The sequence below is a fragment of the Arthrobacter sp. Y-9 genome, from assembly GCF_029690065.1.
In the GTDB taxonomy this organism is placed as follows: Bacteria; Actinomycetota; Actinomycetes; order Actinomycetales; family Micrococcaceae; genus Arthrobacter_E.
This window is the reverse complement of the sequence record NZ_CP121463.1, coordinates 2,863,531-2,880,349: the sequence shown is the minus strand read 5'-3', so window position 1 is coordinate 2,880,349 and position 16,819 is coordinate 2,863,531. Positions and strand designations below refer to the sequence as shown.

Sequence of the window (16,819 nt, the reverse complement as noted above, 5' to 3'; positions counted from 1 at the left end):
GGGCTGGTTGAGATGGAAAAGGGGAACGCTGGTCAGCCACGCGAATAGGCGCGACCTCCACCACTCGAGCAACGACCAGTGATTTCACAGATCCGACGATCCTGACCTAATAATCGACCTTCTCCGGAGCGGGTGCTTCAGTTTCGCTCGTGGCCTTGCGGCTCATAGAGGCCGCCTTGGGTCCGGGAAGGAAGACGGCGACGAGCGCGCCAACCACAAGCACGGCCACCCCATTGGCTCCGATCGCAACTGTCAGGCCATGCAGGAGGCCATTGGTGTGGCTGGAATCGCCAGTCGATGCAGCTGCGGCGAGAATCGATGCCATGATCGGCGTACCCAGGGCGAGTCCGACTTGTTGGCTGGTCGTGGTGAGACCTGTTGCAAGTCCTTGTTCGTCATCGGGCAATCCGGAGGTGGCTGTGACCATGAAACCGATGATGGAACCGATATGTCCGATCGCGCCAATGACGATTCCGGCGAGGATGAGGGCGAGGGACGACATGTTCGGTCCGGCGAATGCCAGCATGAGCGTCCCAGCGCCTTGGAAGACCAGTGCCGTGACTAGAAGGGTTTTCTGTCCGAAGCGGCCGATGATCTTCGGCACGAAGTTGGCTGCGACGATCGAGACGATGCCGATGGCAGCCACGATGAAACCGGTGATCAATGCGTTGAGCAGCAGGACGTCCTGGAGATAGAGAGTCAGCAGGAAGGTGAGTGAGGACATCATCGAGAACGTCGTGAGGCCGGCCAAGTTGCCGAGAGCGACTGTGCGCCTGCGGAGGATCTGCACGGCCACCAGCGGAGAAGCGATTCGGGATTCAACCCACCCGAAGATCGCGAGCAACACGATCCCTGCCGCGAGCCATGGGTAGGGAGCGCCTACGGTGACGCCGGTCTGGCCGGCAACCGTCAGCCCGTACACGAGCGCAGCAAGGCCGGCGCTGATGAGAACGGAGCCGGTGAGGTCGAGACGAGGTTTGGTCTCAGGCCGGGATTCCTGAAACAGGATGGGAGCAGCGACAAGGATCACCGCTGCGACTGGGACGTTGATGAAGAACGCCCACCTCCAGTTGAGTCCCGTGGTCAGCACGCCGCCAAGAAGCGCCCCGACGGTGAATCCTGCAGAAATCAGGGCGCCGTTGATACCGAGGGCTCTGGCCCGACGAGGCCCTTCTTCGAACGAAGTCGTGAGCAGTGACAGCGCAGTTGGTGCGACGGCGGCTGCGCCGAAGCCTTGCACGATCCGGGCACCGATGAGGATCCAACTGGTTGATGCGATGCCGCCGATGAGACTGCCACCGCCGAGCAGTATCATGCCGATCACAAAAAGCAGACGCCGACCGACGAGGTCGCCTAGACGTCCGAAGAGCAGCCCGAAACCGGCGGCGGGAAGGGCGAATGCTGTGATGACCCACTGCAGATCGGCTGCCGAGATTCCCACATCGTGCCCAATGTCGGGGAGCGCGACATTCAGGACGGAGAAGTCCACTGCGAGGGTGAAGCTGGCGCCCAGAAGCGCGATGAGTTTCCATCGTTCCCGCGCGGTGAGTTTCACTGAGGTTGGCTGGGACATGGGGTATTAGTCACCTTTCTTGTTCTCAAACAGGGCACGTGATGTGGCCTGTTGTGCATTCAGGACGTGCGGCGGAATGGCACCATCCCGGCCGAGGACGCCCTCGGCGATGATGTGCCCGTCGGGGCGGACGAGGTAGTAGTGCGGTCGACGCCCAAGTCTGAGGGCTGAGCCTGGCGCGGCGATGGCACCGAGGTCTCGAACGCAGTGTGCTGTGCGGGGCTCGATGGCGGCGACCTGAACCGCCCAGTTGTGCGCGAGCGTTCGCCCGGGCCAAAGGAAAAGGGTGTGACGGTCACGGTCGTGCGTTGGCCAACTCGACCATGGCGCCCGTGAAGGGGCCTTTCCGGCGAAGGACGGGAAGCGAGAACCGATCAGCTTGCTGCCGGAGGCCTCGTTATCTAAGTCGTAGCGGGTATCCAGCTGGGTGATGGTGTCGACAAGATTCGGTCGCCGCAGGCTTCGGGTCGCCACGAAGACTGCGGCATCCCGCATTTTGGTCGCCCGCGGACCCGATACCCCTGACCACCGGGCGAGGCGGGCAGACGTCGAGGCAACGCGGGCCGCAGCGGCGCGCCGCTCGTCGTCGTAGGTGTCGAGCAGCCGCTCATCAGCGATCTTCTGGATGACGTGTGCCAGCTTCCATCCGAGGTTGGCGGCGTCCTGCAGGCCTGTGTTCATTCCTTGGCCGCCAGCCGGACTGAGCAGATGAGCGGCGTCTCCGGCGAGAAGCACGCGTCCTGCGCGAAAACGTTCGGCGGTTCTGAAGGCGACGTCGAAGGCGCTGGTCCACTCCGGAGCATGGACATCGGTGACAAGCCGGCTGTTCTGGGTCAGGATTTTGCGAAAGAACGCGTGGTCGGGTTTCTCAGCATCCGGAGACATCGCCACTGCGATGCGCATCGTTTTTTCCGTGAAGGGTGAGATGCCGATCGCAGTCGACCGCGAATAGATGTAGTGAAGCATCCGTGTCGACAGAGTTCCCTCGATCGCGGCATCTCCGATGCCGAATCGAGCAGTCCCCGGTGGTCCGGTGAAGGTAATCCCGGCCAGCTCACGCACCGCACTGTGCGCTCCGTCGGCACCGATGACCCATTTCGCCCTCACGTTCTCCGTCCGGCCTACGGTGACCACCGTCAGATCGACCCCGGAAGCGTCCTGTGACAGGCCGACAACCTCGCTGCTGCGCGCCAGAGGGCCAAAGTCACCCTCGTACCTCTTCACGAGCATCCGTTCCGTCATCTCCTGTGAGATGGCGAGTCCGAACGGGTACGGGGCCTCGCGGATAGCGGAGAAGCGCAATTGACCCAGATCGTGCCGATTGGAGTGGAACTCGACCCCCTCGATGGCGCGGCCCCGGTCCATGAGGTCATCTACGACGCCGATGGCCTGCATCAGCTCAAGCTGCCGGGGCCAGAGGACCGACGCGCGTGAGTGCCGCAGCGGTCTGCGGGCCTTGTCCAACAGCTGGACCGAGACGCCGCGCATTGCCAGATCGATTGCCAGGTACAGGCCCACCGGTCCCGCCCCCACCACGACAACATCAACCTCGTTCATCGTGTCTCCTTCATTCATGGAGCAAACGGTAACAGACATCTGTTATATATCAGTAACCGTATCAACTGAGGATTGAGGCCAGAGCCGGGGAGCGAAAATGGACTTGACATGCGACAAGGCGCGCGCCAATATCAGAGCGCTGGTACGTAGCAACCAACTGTTTAGATCCTGCGCAGAGCTGAACCGTTGCGTGACCTGAGCTCTGAGAGGGAAGACATGACCGCGGTTCTGCAACCGAGAAGCAGCCGAACAATTGACCGACATTTGGTCCACCGAAGGCAGGTGCACGAGGTTTTCATCACTGAAGTGGACATGACTACCGGGTGGTGCACGGCTCAATTGCCGGCGAGCCACAGCTATTACGGAGACACCGCGGGGCCGGTTGACATCCTCGGTCTGATGGAGGTCTGTCGGCAGGCTGTCACAGCCGCAGCCCACCTCGAATGGAAGATCCCGTTCGGCACGCATTTCGTGCTCCGTCAGTGGGAAGGCAGTTTCCCCCTCGATGCCAGGCCCTCGCAGGACGATCCTCCCCTTGAGGTACAGGTGTGGGTCACGCTCCGAGAGCATCAAACCCGTCGGCAGCAGGTCCGTTCAGTGGCCAGTACCGTCGAGCTCTTTCGGGCAGACGGAAAGACGCTGGTCGGCACGATGTCGTTCGACGTGATGTTCCTTACCGAGGAGACGTACCAGTATTTGAGGTCCACCCGGTCTTCAGGGACACCGGCCCCTTCCAGCCTTAGTCTGAGTGACACCCCCTCCACGATCGAACCATGGGCGGTTGGCCGGACGCACCCCGACAACGTGCTCATCACTCAAGCCGTAGGCCGAGGCTCCTCGCTCATGGGTGTACTCCGTCTGCCCGTGCGCAACTGGAGCATCTTCGACCATCCGCAAGACCATGCTCCAGCCATGGCTCTCACGGACGCCGCGCGACAGCTGGTGGGGCTCAGTGAACCCTCCCACGGTCCCGAGCAGCAGTGCCTGGTCTGGTTCCGCGGTGAGTTCTCTAACTACGTGGAGCTGGACATGCCCGCGGTGTTGTCAGTTCGCGGTGGCAAGGACGCTCCGGCCGGCTCGAGCAGTCACCTCATAGAGATCCGCCAAAGTGGCGCGGTCGTTGCGACGATCCACCTCGGATTTGAGAAACACCTCACCCCATTCACTTCTCAGGAGACCCATTGAAGATGCCCCCGGGCGTGCGCATCGCCGCCACCGCCCTCGTCCTGGCGCCCACCATCGACACCGCGACCGCTGTTCAGCAAGGCATCGTCACGCAAGAGGTGGCCCGAGACGTCGGCGTCAATCGACTCCCCGCAGCACAGGAACCTGGACCGCCGCTTCTGGCATTGAAGGCTGCGGCGACGGCGATCTCGTCGGCCCACGTCGACAACGACGGGATCGGCCTTATCGCCCATGCCTGGATTCATCACCAAGGTCATGACTTCTGGTCTCCCGCGCATTACCTCGCCGATCAGCTGGGCGCTCACGCCGCCCTTCCGATCGGCGTGCAGACCATGTGCAATGGGGGAGAGACAGCCCTAGAGATTGCACTGGCGCGAATGGCTGTCGATCCCGCGTGCCGTGCCGCGCTGGTGTCAACCTCGGACATCTTCGACGGCGATTTCGATCGCTGGAACAGCGATTCCACGCTCTGGTACGGTGACGCGGGCGCTGCCGTGGTCTTGACGAAGTCAGCCGATGACAGGCTCCCTGAAATTCTCTCCACGGCCACCAGCGTGGTTCTTTCCGGTGAAGGCCTCCACCGCGGTGTGGATCCTTTCACCTGGAAGCCGGGAGAGGCTCGCGACACCATCGATGTACGCCGGACCAAGAAGGCGCACTTGCACACTCCGGGGCGTGCAGAATCGTTCGCTGCTGATATGGTCGACGCGCTGCGGTCAGTGATCACGCGGAGCCTTGCCGACGCCGGGATCCCGGTGGAGTCTGATCGGCTACGGTTCATCGCGCTTCCCCGCGTCGGCAGGAAAGTCGTGGGTGACATCTACGCTCCAGCGATCCGTAAGCTGACGCCGAAGCCCCTCGTGTATCTGGGTGATGACTCTGGTCACCTCGGCGCGGGAGACACTCTGGCCAACCTCCACGACATGCTCTCCCATGGCGTCCATGCGATCGACGACATCGGTCTTTTCATCTGCGCAGGGGCCGGGTTCACGGTCTCCTGTGTGGCTGTTCGCCTCGGTGACCTCAGAAGTTCAGGGAGATCGGTCGCTGAAGATGAGCGGACGGCGGTGTCTGCATGAGTCGTGGAGCAGTCCTTGTCGCAACCGGAAGCGCGCTGCCCTTGCACGTGGAGACCAATGAGATGCTCTCGATGCGGATGGACACCTCGGACGATTGGATTCGTCAACGCACGGGCATCCTCCAGCGGCACGTCGCCACGCACGAAACCACGAGGGACCTAGCCGCCGCCGCCGCAGAACGAGCGCTCGAACAGTTGCCGTCCGGGCGTTCCATCGACCAGCTGATCTTGGCTACCACGACACCCGACAGGGCCTGCCCGGCGATGGCCCCGGAGGTCGCGTCTCGGCTCGGGCTCGGTACGATCCCCGCATTTGACATCGCCGCAGTGTGCAGTGGGTTCTTATACGCGCTCGCCGCTGCCCGGAACGCCGTCTGCTCAGGCGCTGCCGACCGCGTCCTGATCGTGGCGGCGGAGACCTTCACCCGCCTCCTCGACCCCAATGACCGGACCACGGTGCCCTTGTTCGGAGATGGGGCAGGTGCAGTCATCATCGAGGCCGGCCATGCCGAGGATCCCGGGGCGATCGGAGAAATCGTCCTGCGCAGTGACGGCGCTCTGGCCGACTTGATCCGAGCCGAGGGCGCCGCAGTCGGGAGTGCCCCCGGGTCAATGGACCCTTACTTCCACATGCAAGGTCAGGCGGTCTTCCTCAATGCCGTGGTCCGCATGCAGGAGGCTGCTCAGATCGCCTTGACCAGTGCCGGCTGGGATGTCGAGGAGGTCGATCACTTCGTCGGGCACCAGGCAAACGCCCGGATTCTCGCAGCGGTGGCCGACCGACTCGATCTGCCCGCCAGTAGGGTCCGGATGAACCTCCGCCGCGTGGGCAACACGGCTGCGGCTTCCATCCCGATCGCCCTCGACGAGGCTCTGAGGAGCAACACGATCACTCGGGGACAACGGATCGCGCTCGCTGCCTTCGGAGGCGGAGCGACCTGGGGTGCAGCGACGCTCACCGCTCCGGATACCACCTTCACCATCTGAACAAAGGAACATGCCCATGCCGACCATCCACGACTCCTTCCTGACCATCCTCACCGAGAAGTTCGGTGTGCCCGTCGAAGAGACCGCGAACGCCTCCTCGACGATGGATGACCTTGGACTGGATTCCCTAGCTCTCGTCGAGATGCTTCTCGATGTTCAGAAGAGTTTCGGTGCCACCATCGAAACCGGAATCATTCTTCCGCACCACACGATCGATCAGGTTGTGAATCTGATTGCCGAGCGCGCTGGTGCATCGCGATGACGAGTGATCGTTTCGACGCCGCCATTACTGGCATCGGTCTGGTCACCCCGGCCGGCCTCACGGCCTCGACGACGTGGAGCACTATTCTCTCCGCCGCGCGAACTGAAGCACACGATCGCACGATCGGTGACGGATCCACGGTCCTGCCGGTCGCCGTCGTTCCTGACTTCGATCCGCGGGCGGAGTTCGGACCGGCAAAAGCCTGGCGGTTGGCCCGGTTCGTTCAGCTTGCGATCCTCGCGACCCGTGAAGCCCTCAACGACAGTGGCCTTGAGCCGACACGCTGGGACGGTTTCCGCGTCGGGCTGGTGATGGGGAACTCGCTGGGCGGAGCGGAGGTCTACGACAGGGCTGCGGAAGCGATGTCGAACGACGGCCCAAACGGTGTGTCGCCGCTGTTGATCCCATCTGCCATGCCGAACATGCTGGCTGGCACGCTCGCAATCGAATTCAAGGTGCGCGGGCCCGCGTTCACGGTCGCGACGGCCTGCGCGTCCGGCACGTCGGCGATCGGCCAGGGCCGTGACCTTCTGCGACAAGGTCGGTGCGATGTCGTGATCGTTGGTGGCGCGGAGAGCGCCCTGACAGACATCAACCTCGCAGCTCTCAACAACATGGGAGCGCTCAGCAAGCTCGGGAAACCCGTGGAGTCTGCATCGCGACCGTTCTCGGCTGACCGCGCCGGTTTCGTGCCCGCTGAAGGTGCGGGAGTTCTGATCCTGGAATCGGCAGAGGCGGCGCGATCGCGTGGGGCCCGGGTTTACGCCCACGTTTCCGGGTTCGGCTCGAGCACGGATGCCCAGCATGTCACGGCCCCGGATCCGTCCGGCGACGGCATCCGGCGTGCCATCCTGGAAGCTGTTGAAGTGGACGCTGGCTTGGGCCTGAGCGAGGTGACCCATGTGAACGCGCATGGCACGTCGACTCCGCTCAATGACGCGTCGGAAGCGGCGGCGATCCGCGATCTGTTCGGCTCGGGCGTCCCGGTGACCTCTGTCAAGGGCGTCACCGGGCACACCCTGGCGGCGGCCGGTGCGATCGAAGCCGCGGTGACGGCGTTGACCCTCTCGAAGCGTACGATCCCGCCCACAGCAAACACCGAGCGCGTCGACGCCGCCTTCTCGATCGACCTCGTGACCGGTCAGAGCCGGGAACTTGCATCAGGCGTTGCGGTCACCTTGTCTGCCGGTTTCGGCGGGCATAACGTCGCCCTCGCTCTGACTCCGTGAGGACTCTTGTGATAGCGAACGAGCAGCGCCATCGTCGGTCGGCTGCGTTCTTCGACGTGGATGAAACCCTCGTCAACCTGAAGACCATGCAGTCGTTCCTCAACCACTACTTCGGTTCAGACGCAGGCATCCGGCCCTGGGACCGCTTTCAGCAGGGTCTGGGAACGACTCCACGTGCTGACGGCAACCGAAGATACTACCGGCTCTGGAAGGACGAGTCCCTTGCGGACGTGGAAGCGGCCGGCCGCGCCTGGTTCGCGCGGGTGAGGCACCAGCCTGACTTCTACGTCGAGGAGACCCTTCGCCGTCTTGAGGCGCACCGAAGATGCGGGGACCTGGTCTTCCTCATTTCCGGGTCGTTCCACCCCTGCCTGGCCCCTCTGGCTTCTGCGCTCAAGGTCGACGGCGTGTATGGAACCATCTTGCAGGTCTCCGACGGGCGACTCACCGGTGAGGTCCTCGTCTCCAGAATCGGCGAGGGCAAGCGGGACGCCTTCACGCAGGCCGTCAGCGAGCACTTCATCGATCCTCGGCGCACCTGGGCGTACGGCGATCATCCTTCAGACGCCCCGCTGCTTTCCAGTGCGCGGAGACCGTACGTCGTTCGCCCCGACGCCACCATGCGTGACATGGCTCGGCAGCACGGCTGGCCGACCCTCACCTTCTGCAACGATCTGGAGGAGCGATGACTTCGATGGCCACCGCGGCCATAGCGGACCGGCTCGTCCATGGGCTGCGCTCGAGAACCATCGACGTTTCGCGCTCGACAGGGCTGTCTCTTCCAACCATCGCGCACACACTGTTCTTAGGTTGCGGAATCCCGGCATCAGTCAGCCTGGGAACTGATGCTGCCGGATCATTCTCCGGGGCCTTCGAGCAACCACTGGAGAACATCAAACGAGTAGGTGTCCTCGGGGCCGGCACGATGGGGGTCGGTATTGCTCAGGCGGTCGCGCACGCCGGCATCTCCGTGGCCGTGTACGGCCGCCGCGAAGGCCCCAGGTTGGCGGCCGTTGGAGAGGCACTGAGGACAGCCGCGGGTGGACGAACGGCTGGGATTTACGTTGGATCAGACCTTCAGGTTGTAAGCCGCAGCGATGTGATCATCGAAGCGATCGCTGAGGATCCTGCAGCCAAGGTCGAGGTCCTAGAAGACGTATGGCGGATGAACCCGGGCCCGCCCCCGGTCTTCGCCACGACGACATCGAGCCTGTCGATCACGGAACTCCAGCGTCGGCTCGGGGATCGCCTTGTCCTGGTTGGTGCGCACTTCTTCAATCCGGCCAGCACCAACCCACTCGTCGAGTTGATTCAAGGGAACGCGCCACGTGAGGCACTGGACCGTGTGGCCGGGCTGTGCCGACGGCTCGGGAAGTCGCCCACCGTGGTGCCCGACACTCCCGGGTTCGTGGTGAATCGAGTCCTGATTCCGTATCTGAATGATTTCTTCGGGGAGATTTCGCGCGGTGTTGATATCCGGGCCCTGGATCAGCACATGCGCAAGCTATATCGGTTACCGCTGGGTCCATCGCGGCTGGCCGACCTGATCGGGCTGGATGTGGTTCTGGCAATCCAGGAGTCTTTGGCCGAGCGCGAATCCGATCTTTCCCTGCGGCCGGCCCCTCTGCTGAAGGCGCTGGTGAAGAATGGAATTCTTGGACGTAAGAGTGGCCACGCGCTTGCGTCAGCGCCAATCGGTCTAAACTAGCGGAATTCGATCTTCAGTTTGTGCCACAGGCCTGTGAAGAAGCAGATGCGGTAGCATAATAAGATGCCTGCTACGAACGCGAAGAGCACTTCCGATCAACCGCGGCTGTCGGCTCCGCGACGCGGCCAGACCGCGTTCGAGGAGGACCTGGACTCCAGGCTCGGCACCTATCTGAAACTCGCAGAGCAGACACTCATGGCCGAGAAGGCACGGGCTCTCCGTGATTTTGATCTGAGTGTGGCGCAGTACGCGACCTTGATGGCGCTGTACTACGTTCCCGAACAGTCGGCGGCGATGCTGGCCCGTACGGCCGCTGTGACGCCTCAGACGATGGCCACAGTCCTGTCGAAGCTTGAGGCCAAGAGGCTCGTGGACCGTGTTCATTCAGAGATCCATTCCAAGGTCCTCCTGGTGTCGTTGACGCCGAGCGGCGAAGCGCTGGTGCTGAGAGCTGATGCCAGTGCCCGGGCTGTGGAACAGCGGCTGCGGGACGCATTCACCGAGAGCGAGGTGGCCGTCTGGAAGGAACTGCTTCTGCGCGCGGCGTCAGCGGTGCGCGATCAGGATGGCGAATAGCGCACTGCGGCCCTCGTCCCGGAACTGTCGAACGGCATTGGGCACAGCGTTGGAGGACTTGTTTCATAGCCGCGTCGATGCACTTCTATGGGTGATTGGACGGACGCAGGGTGAGGACTGGTCCCGTGGCGTGGGACCGTCGGCGCCGAGTGCTCGTTCCGTTCGTGTGGAATCTCAGGTCGCCGCCGAGATGGTCGACGTCGTGGCTGAGCTATGGGCATCGCTGACGTCAACCGAGATCCCTGCACTTGCAAGAGCTCAGCACGGCAAACCTGTTCTCGTCCTGGGCGACGAGCGCCGCGCGGATCTCACTGTGTCGATCGCACATGACTCGTCGTCCGTCGGGGTCGCTTTTTCCTTTCGACGAAGCATCGGCTTGGACATCGAGTCCCGCGAGCGGGTCATCCCGCCGGCCGTCGAGCTCCTCTTGACGCCGATATCGGCGCCAAGCCCCCGCTTTCTCACGCCGGTGGAGGCTTGGACGGTCTATGAAGCCCTCGCGAAGGCCGACGGGCGAGGCCTGGGCCTCGGCATCTCGGGCCTCTCGATCGCTGGGACAGCAGCGGGCGGAAACGTCTGGGCGGTGGCCGATGGCTCAACATACGCTGTGCACACGACGACCCTCGATACGGGTTCAACCGTCTCCGTCGCGGTGCAGGGTGCGGGTCCCGTGAGCGTCAGATTGGTGGTACCGGGTTCTGGGATGGGTGCTGTCTAGTAGCGGCTTCCCTGTGCGGGCCCGAGGCCGTCTAGCTCAGCGATGTCGGTCTCGCTGAGACTGACATCGATGGCTCCGAGGTTTTCCATGAGGTGGCGTGGAGTGCGGGTTCCTGGAATCGGGAGTACGCGGGGTCCTTGACCCAGAGCCCAGGCCAAAGAGACTTGCGCGGGTGACGCGTCGTGTGCTGTCGCGATCCGGCGCACGGTTGCGGTGATGAACCGGTTGTGTTCCATCGCCTCTGGCTGAAAGCGCGGATTTGTCTTGCGGAAATCGTCGTCATCGAGCTTGCCGACGTCGATGCTGTCAGTCAGGAAGCCGCGGCCGAGAGGTGCGAAGGGGACGAAGCTTGCGCCGTGGTCTGCGGTCCAGCTCACCACATCTCCGCCCGATGTGCTCGCCGACCCCGCAGTCGCGGGCCGCAAGTCATGGCCTGCCGAAGCGATCCCCTGAGCGTCGCGGGTCCACAGTGACAGTTCTGACTGGATCGCGGTGACGGGGTGGATCGCATGGGCACGCGCGGCTTCTACTGTGCTGACCTCCGACAGGCCGAGCCATCGAATCTTTCCCTGCGAGACCATGTCAGCCAGAGCGCCCCAGCTGTCCTCAAGGGGGACAGTCGGGTCGACTCGGTGAAGGTAGTACAAGTCGATGATTTCGCGTCCCAGATGCGACATGCTTTCGTCGACCTGGCGTCGCAGTGAATCCGGAGTGGCCTCCCGCCGCATCGTGTGTGTCGAAAGGTCGTCGACGACGAGACCGCCCTTCGTGGCGATCACGACGTCCGGCCGCTCTTTCAACGCTCTGCCGACGAGTCGTTCGTTATGGCCGTCGCCGTACACGCGCGCTGTGTCGAAAAAGTCGACGCCCTGATCAACCGCCGTGCGGATCACCGCCATGGACTCGGCGTCGTTGCGGCTGCTCTCCGCGTAACCCCAGCTCATCCCCATGCATCCCAGCCCAAGCGGGGAAACCATCCGTCCGGTTGTGCCAAGTTCTCGCACCATCTTTGTCATCGCATCCTGTCATGTATCAGATGTCTGCTATTGTGGCCAGCGTACACGACGAGTCGAGGAGTATGACGATGAAGGCGCTTCAGATCACTGACTACACCGGAGCCGGGATTCTGCGCTACCAGGATGCGGATGTGCCCGTGCCTGGGGAAGGGCAGGTCGCGATCGAGGTCACCCATGCCGGTGCGAATTACGTCGAGGCTCTCTTCGCGGGTGGCTTCGTCCCTGACCTGGCGGTGCCCTGGACGCCGGGGATTGAAGCGGTCGGGTATCTGCTCGGGAACGAACCCCTTGAAGGTTTAGGGAAGTCCGGGGATCTCATCGCGGCGCTGACCATCAACGGCGGCGGCGCCTACGGTCAAATCGCCGTGACAAACGCGCATCTGGTCAAGCGGATCCCGGCGGGACTGTCTCCTGTGGTGGCTGCCGCGGTGCCGTCCAACACCACCACGGCGCTGCTCGTCATCGAGCGCCTCGCAAAGCTCCGCCCCGGGGAGAGCGTTTTGGTCCATGCCGCTGCCGGGGGCCTCGGTTCGCAGATCGGACAGGTCGCCAAACACTGTGGTGCAGGGCGGGTGGTGGGCGTCGTCGGTCGTGAGGAGAAGCGTCAGCATGCGCTTGATCTCGGGTATGACGAGGTGTGGCTGCGCTCAGAACTCGATGAGCACCTGGACGAACGGTTTGATGTCATCGCTGACCCCGTGAGCGGCCCGGCCCGCGTGCTCAGCATTGACTTGCTCGCCTTTGAGGGCCGCCTTCTGGTCGTCGGCGACGCAGCGCAAGCCGGTGATCAGTGCATCAGCAGCAATAGCTTGTGGTTTGGCGGCAAGAGCGTCCTCGGATTCAACCTCGGCGCGCTCGCTGCGGCTCGCCCGAAGCTCGTGGGAGAGTATCTCGACCGTGCACTGCATCTGGTGGCGGACGGGACGATCCGCGTTGAGGTGACTGCGACCAAATCCATCCAGAACGGTGCATCCGTCCTCGAGGACCTGCGCTCCGGAACGACGATCGGCAAGACCGTCCTGTCTCACGAGCGAGACTCATGAGCGTGCAGGAGAGCCGAGTCATTTCGCGACGGGCTCTTCTCGCATCGAAGATCACGTTCGTCACGACGGTGATCGGGTTGATCGTCGCCGTGGTGGGGCTGGTCCAGTTCGCGCACCAGATCACGGATCAAAATGGGGTGATAGCCGGACGAGATAAGGACATCGAGAAGCTCAACCAGCAGGTGCAGGCCGACCGCGCCATCCTCGATTCCCGGCAGGAGACCATCACTTCGTTGCGAGCGGAGAACACCAAGCTCAGGGCGGCGGTTCCCTACACGGTCGCGCCCGAGGACACTCATCCAGTCCGGAGCGTAGCCACCATCACGCTGGCGAAAGAGGGGGACACCGCAGACCTCAATTCCACGTTGCCCAATTTCCGCAGCAGTGGAAACTCTTGGACGGACACGTTGAGATTCGCCGGTGACGAGGTCAGGCTTGGGTACGGGGTCTCCACCTTGATGCTGTCAAAAGGCCCTGCGAACTACGCCACTTGTGCAGCAGCCACCGGGTGGGAGAAGAAGCCCGATCTTGACCCTCATGTCCTGTCCAATCCCACCACATGCTTGCGTCTCGACTCGGGCCGCTATGGGGCAGTGCAGGTCCGCAAATATGACTCAGAGAAGGCGACACTGACGATCACTGTTTGGGAATGACCGGCCAGGGCGGCCCGCCCTTGGCGGTGGCCGTGTGGTCGGCGGGGCGGATCCTCCGTCATTGGGGCTGGCCGAGGCGGGATCTACGTCGCTTCGGATGTGCGTGCTGGAGTAGGCCCTCACCGAGGTGTCAACAAGGTCACCCTCCTTCGCATCGCCCGAGTGCCAGGGGGGATCGATCCTTGACCTCGGCCTGCCGGCAAGCGCTGACGGCTGTGAAGTGCCTTAGATCCTATCGGATGTCGTTGTCGGGGTGCTCGGCATCGTAGGCCTGACGGGCTCGGGCGATGCTGTCACGGTGTCCGAGTGACCAGTCGGCGAGTGCTTTGACGAGGTGCGTCAGGCTTTCGCCTGTGGCGGTGAGGCGATAGTCGACTTGGGCCGGCACCGTCGGATAGACGGTCCGAAGAACCAGGCCGTCGCGTTCCAGTCTGCGAACGGTCAAGGTGAGCATCCTCTGGGAGATTCCGTCGACGGCGCGCTGAAGCTCCCGGAAACGTCGGGCACCATTCGCGAGTTCGACGATCACGAGGACCGACCATTTGTCTCCAACTCGGTCCAGGACTTCCCGGATGCCGCAATCAGCATGGTCGGGCTGTCCGCAGGGGTCCAGGTCTGCTGGGCCTATGGTTACCCCGGTGTGCGTCAGTGACATCAAGCTGCCTCCTTGTGGACTGCCTTCGACTGGTCAAGACTCAGCCTAGTTACTGATGAGAACCACGAAGGAGAACGACCAGACATGATCTTGGTGACCGGCTCGAATGGACAACTTGCCTCACTGATTCTGCAGGAACTGGCCGCCAGGCAGGTGCCCGCCGTGGGCGGTAGCCGGACTCCCACCGGCAGGCAGCGCCGCCTGGACTTCGACGAGCCGTCCAGCATCGATCTGACGGGCGTCTCGACTCTGGTGCTTGTTTCTGCCGGCTATGCCGAGGACGACCAGGTCATCGCCCGGCATCGAGAGGCCCTTGCTGCTGCAGCCCGGGACGGCGTCGAGCACGTCATTTACACGAGTCTGACAGGTTCTGGCGATCACCTGGGGTTCGCCCTGGCGCACCGCGCCACCGAACAGTTGGTCGAGCGCAGCGGTCTGGCGTGGACGATCCTGCGCAATGGGCTCTACGCCGAGCTCTTCGGTGCGCTGCTGACGTGGACGACCGACGGCGTTCAGTCGGCCTTCGGCCAGGGAGCGCTGTGCGCAGTGGCGCGGGAAGATCTTGCCGCGGCGGCGGCCATCGTGGCTAGCGCCCCGGCAGAACATGCCGGCAGGATCTACGACCTGGTCGGTGATCCGGTGACAGCCGAAGATGTTGCCCGGCGACTTGGCGTCCCCCATGAGAACATCGGGCTCGCGGCGTACCGGGCACGGCTTCTCGCAGATCAGAACCTGCAGCCGTTCCAGGCACCGATGCTTGCCTCGATTGCCAGCAGCATCCGGCACGGCTTCCTCAGCAGTACCGGCTCTGACCTGGGACAGCTGCTGGGCCGACCGTTCACCGATCCGGTGGCCGTCGCCGCGGCTAGCGCGGCCGGGAATCGGCCAGCGGAGGCGGCCGCTCATGAGGAACCACAGGAGGCTGAGGTGTTTTGACCCCTTAGACGATTCCTGACCGGGGTCGGGCGGTCGGAAAGCACCGAGCCGGCCGTTGGTATCGTTGCGGGATGGCGCCGGGTACGTCTGGAATTTTTCTCAATGGGTCCTACGGGGTGGGCAAGACCTCGGTGCTTGACCACCTCGGGGACCGCTTCGCGGGGGCAGGGCTGCCTTTTGCTCTGTTCGATGTCGATTGGTTCCACCGTTCATGGCCGGTGGCTCCGGACGATCCGGGAAACATCCGGATTGAGGCGGACAACATGCGCACCGTGTGGAACAACTATCAGCGCAGTGGCCGACGGACGCCGATCATCGCCGGAATCATCGAAACCGATCAGGATCAGCGGCGGTATGAGGAATGCTTCGGCGTCGAGCTGCTCGTGGTGCATTTGACGGCATCGCCCGAGGTGGCCGCCGAGAGACTCCGTGGGAGATACCCGAGTTCTCGGAAGGAAGCGCTGACGTGGCACCTCGAACGCCATCAGGCACTCGCCGAACGGCTCCAGGCAAGCCCTCACGCGTTCGTCATCGATACCGGCGATGTCACCCCGGAGCATGTCGCTTCCGTGGTCTTTGCGCAGTTCACGTCCTGGATGCAAGCGTGGCGCAGGGCCGAGTGAAACCTCCGCCAGCGTTTCATCGATGAACTGACCCGCAGCCAGAAGTCACGGCTCTGGGGCAGGATCCGACTGACCCAGATCACCTTCTGAGACCGAACCGCTTCGGTCTACCGCCCGTACAGGTCAATGCGGCGTCGGACTTTTTCCAGATGGGTCAACTGTCCCAGGGGTTCTCCGATCGCGGACAGCCTGAGCTGCGCGTCGATGAGCCCCTGCTCGGCGAGGTCATCGATCGCGAAATTGCGGCGACGCTTCAGATCGGCGCGGTCGAAGACCGGCAAACGGCTCACTTCCTGGCGAATGCGCTCGACGCCGGTAGCACGGGAAGAGACTGTGGTTTTAGCCCCGAACCGGAGGAGCACTGCGAGTGTGAGCAGGAGGCCGGAGAAGATCGCCGTGAAGACGGGGACCCGCCAGGCACCCGCGTCATATCCGCTCGCCTCGACCAGGTTGCCGGTTCCTGTGGCCCCCAGGATGGCGAAGACAGCCGTGTAGACGCCGTAGAGGGCTGTCGGGCCGCTCCAGGTCGCACCGCGCTGCACCCACCTAACGGCCACCACCAGTTGCCCCACCAGGGTGACGATGAAGCACATCCCGGCCACGGGGATCGACGTGCTGGGCGGCGTTCTCGGGATGTTGCCCAGATAAGGGTGTTCGCCATAGATGGCCACGCCGAGTATCGGCGCCAGGAGAAGAGCTGCGAGGCCCACGACGGCCACGATGTTGATCAGGATCCGTGCATCGTCGGATGGTCTCGGAGGGACGATGTCCTCCTCGTCCTCGGCCTCGATGGCAGCGAGGATGGCCGGATGGTCCTTCAGGATCTTCCGTTCGAGCGCCCCGAGGTCGGGCCTGCCGCCCGGCCGCAGGGTGGGGTGTGATTCGTCTGCCATAAATCCAGAAGGTAGCAAAAAGGAAGGGAAAGCCATGATCTCTTCCGACGGGTCTTCCTTTGCGGTGCTCCGCTCCACTGAACGGGAGGGCCATGGACGGATGAGCGCCGAACCGAAGAACTGTGCC

The 16,819-nt window shown here is 63.3% G+C and carries 18 protein-coding genes; 13 read left to right on the top strand and 5 right to left on the bottom strand.

The features are described 5' to 3' along the window. Positions 1 to 106: 106 nt before the first annotated feature. Positions 107 to 1,573: an MFS transporter gene (locus P9849_RS13045; protein ID WP_278267167.1), complete on the bottom strand. Its 1,467-nt coding sequence runs from the start codon at positions 1,571 to 1,573 to the stop codon at positions 107 to 109. 6 nt (positions 1,574 to 1,579) lie between these two features. Continuing rightward, entirely contained in the window at positions 1,580 to 3,130 is a 1,551-nt protein-coding gene (locus P9849_RS13040; RefSeq protein ID WP_278267166.1) for an FAD-dependent monooxygenase, read from the bottom strand. Positions 3,131 to 3,346: 216 nt separating this feature from the next. Between P9849_RS13040 and P9849_RS13035 the strand changes: the two genes are divergently transcribed. The 9 genes from P9849_RS13035 to P9849_RS12995 all read left to right on the top strand — a co-directional run bounded on the left by P9849_RS13035 (position 3,347) and on the right by P9849_RS12995 (position 10,873). Next, the gene (locus tag P9849_RS13035) at positions 3,347 to 4,315 is read left to right on the top strand and encodes an AfsA-related hotdog domain-containing protein (protein WP_278267165.1); all 969 of its coding nucleotides are present in this window, start codon (positions 3,347 to 3,349) and stop codon (positions 4,313 to 4,315) included. A 14-nt stretch (positions 4,316 to 4,329) separates the two neighbouring features. Further along, positions 4,330 to 5,394, top strand: coding sequence for a hypothetical protein (locus tag P9849_RS13030; protein ID WP_278267164.1), 1,065 nt, complete (start codon positions 4,330 to 4,332; stop codon positions 5,392 to 5,394). A 47-nt stretch (positions 5,395 to 5,441) separates the two neighbouring features. Then, on the top strand, positions 5,442 to 6,380 hold the full coding sequence (locus tag P9849_RS13025) for a beta-ketoacyl-ACP synthase 3 (RefSeq protein WP_278267163.1): 939 nt from the start codon (positions 5,442 to 5,444) through the stop codon (positions 6,378 to 6,380). Positions 6,381 to 6,396: 16 nt separating this feature from the next. After that, on the top strand, positions 6,397 to 6,642 hold the full coding sequence (locus tag P9849_RS13020; protein ID WP_278267162.1) for an acyl carrier protein: 246 nt from the start codon (positions 6,397 to 6,399) through the stop codon (positions 6,640 to 6,642). After that, positions 6,639 to 7,871, top strand: coding sequence for a beta-ketoacyl-[acyl-carrier-protein] synthase family protein (locus P9849_RS13015; RefSeq protein ID WP_278267161.1), 1,233 nt, complete (start codon positions 6,639 to 6,641; stop codon positions 7,869 to 7,871). Before P9849_RS13020 ends, P9849_RS13015 begins: the two co-directional genes overlap by 4 nt. A 56-nt stretch (positions 7,872 to 7,927) precedes the next feature. Continuing rightward, the gene (locus P9849_RS13010; RefSeq protein WP_278267160.1) at positions 7,928 to 8,560 is read left to right on the top strand and encodes an HAD-IB family hydrolase; all 633 of its coding nucleotides are present in this window, start codon (positions 7,928 to 7,930) and stop codon (positions 8,558 to 8,560) included. Beyond that, on the top strand, positions 8,557 to 9,579 hold the full coding sequence (locus P9849_RS13005) for a 3-hydroxyacyl-CoA dehydrogenase family protein (protein WP_278267159.1): 1,023 nt from the start codon (positions 8,557 to 8,559) through the stop codon (positions 9,577 to 9,579). Before P9849_RS13010 ends, P9849_RS13005 begins: the two co-directional genes overlap by 4 nt. 63 nt (positions 9,580 to 9,642) lie before the next feature. Next, positions 9,643 to 10,155 (top strand): MarR family winged helix-turn-helix transcriptional regulator, encoded by a 513-nt coding sequence (locus P9849_RS13000; RefSeq protein ID WP_278267158.1) that lies wholly within the window; start codon positions 9,643 to 9,645, stop codon positions 10,153 to 10,155. A 166-nt stretch (positions 10,156 to 10,321) separates the two neighbouring features. After that, positions 10,322 to 10,873 (top strand): hypothetical protein, encoded by a 552-nt coding sequence (locus tag P9849_RS12995; protein WP_278267157.1) that lies wholly within the window; start codon positions 10,322 to 10,324, stop codon positions 10,871 to 10,873. Here P9849_RS12995 and P9849_RS12990 read toward each other — a convergent pair. Continuing rightward, positions 10,870 to 11,889, bottom strand: coding sequence for an aldo/keto reductase (locus tag P9849_RS12990; RefSeq protein ID WP_278267156.1), 1,020 nt, complete (start codon positions 11,887 to 11,889; stop codon positions 10,870 to 10,872). The two genes, P9849_RS12995 and P9849_RS12990, sit on opposite strands and share 4 nt — an antisense overlap. Positions 11,890 to 11,957: 68 nt before the next feature. On the opposite strand from P9849_RS12990, the gene P9849_RS12985 reads away from it, so the two are divergent. Beyond that, positions 11,958 to 12,932, top strand: coding sequence for a zinc-binding dehydrogenase (locus P9849_RS12985; protein WP_278267155.1), 975 nt, complete (start codon positions 11,958 to 11,960; stop codon positions 12,930 to 12,932). After that, a complete protein-coding gene (locus tag P9849_RS12980) occupies positions 12,929 to 13,585 on the top strand; it encodes a hypothetical protein (protein WP_278267154.1) in 657 nt (218 codons plus the stop codon). Before P9849_RS12985 ends, P9849_RS12980 begins: the two co-directional genes overlap by 4 nt. A gap of 232 nt (positions 13,586 to 13,817) precedes the next feature. Here the strand turns inward: P9849_RS12980 and P9849_RS12975 are convergent, their stop codons facing one another. Then, the gene (locus tag P9849_RS12975; RefSeq protein WP_278267153.1) at positions 13,818 to 14,240 is read right to left on the bottom strand and encodes a helix-turn-helix domain-containing protein; all 423 of its coding nucleotides are present in this window, start codon (positions 14,238 to 14,240) and stop codon (positions 13,818 to 13,820) included. Between the two features lie 84 nt (positions 14,241 to 14,324). Here P9849_RS12975 and P9849_RS12970 point away from each other — a divergent pair, with 84 nt between their 5' ends. Then, positions 14,325 to 15,176 carry an NAD(P)H-binding protein gene (locus P9849_RS12970; protein WP_278267152.1) on the top strand — a complete coding sequence of 284 codons (852 nt, stop codon included), beginning with the start codon at positions 14,325 to 14,327 and terminating at the stop codon, positions 15,174 to 15,176. A 71-nt stretch (positions 15,177 to 15,247) separates the two neighbouring features. After that, complete coding sequence (locus P9849_RS12965) at positions 15,248 to 15,799, top strand: AAA family ATPase (RefSeq protein WP_278267151.1); 552 nt, start codon at positions 15,248 to 15,250, stop codon at positions 15,797 to 15,799. A 107-nt stretch (positions 15,800 to 15,906) separates the two neighbouring features. Here the strand turns inward: P9849_RS12965 and P9849_RS12960 are convergent, their stop codons facing one another. Next, positions 15,907 to 16,692 (bottom strand): hypothetical protein, encoded by a 786-nt coding sequence (locus tag P9849_RS12960; protein ID WP_278267150.1) that lies wholly within the window; start codon positions 16,690 to 16,692, stop codon positions 15,907 to 15,909. Between the last annotated feature and the right edge of the window lie 127 nt (positions 16,693 to 16,819).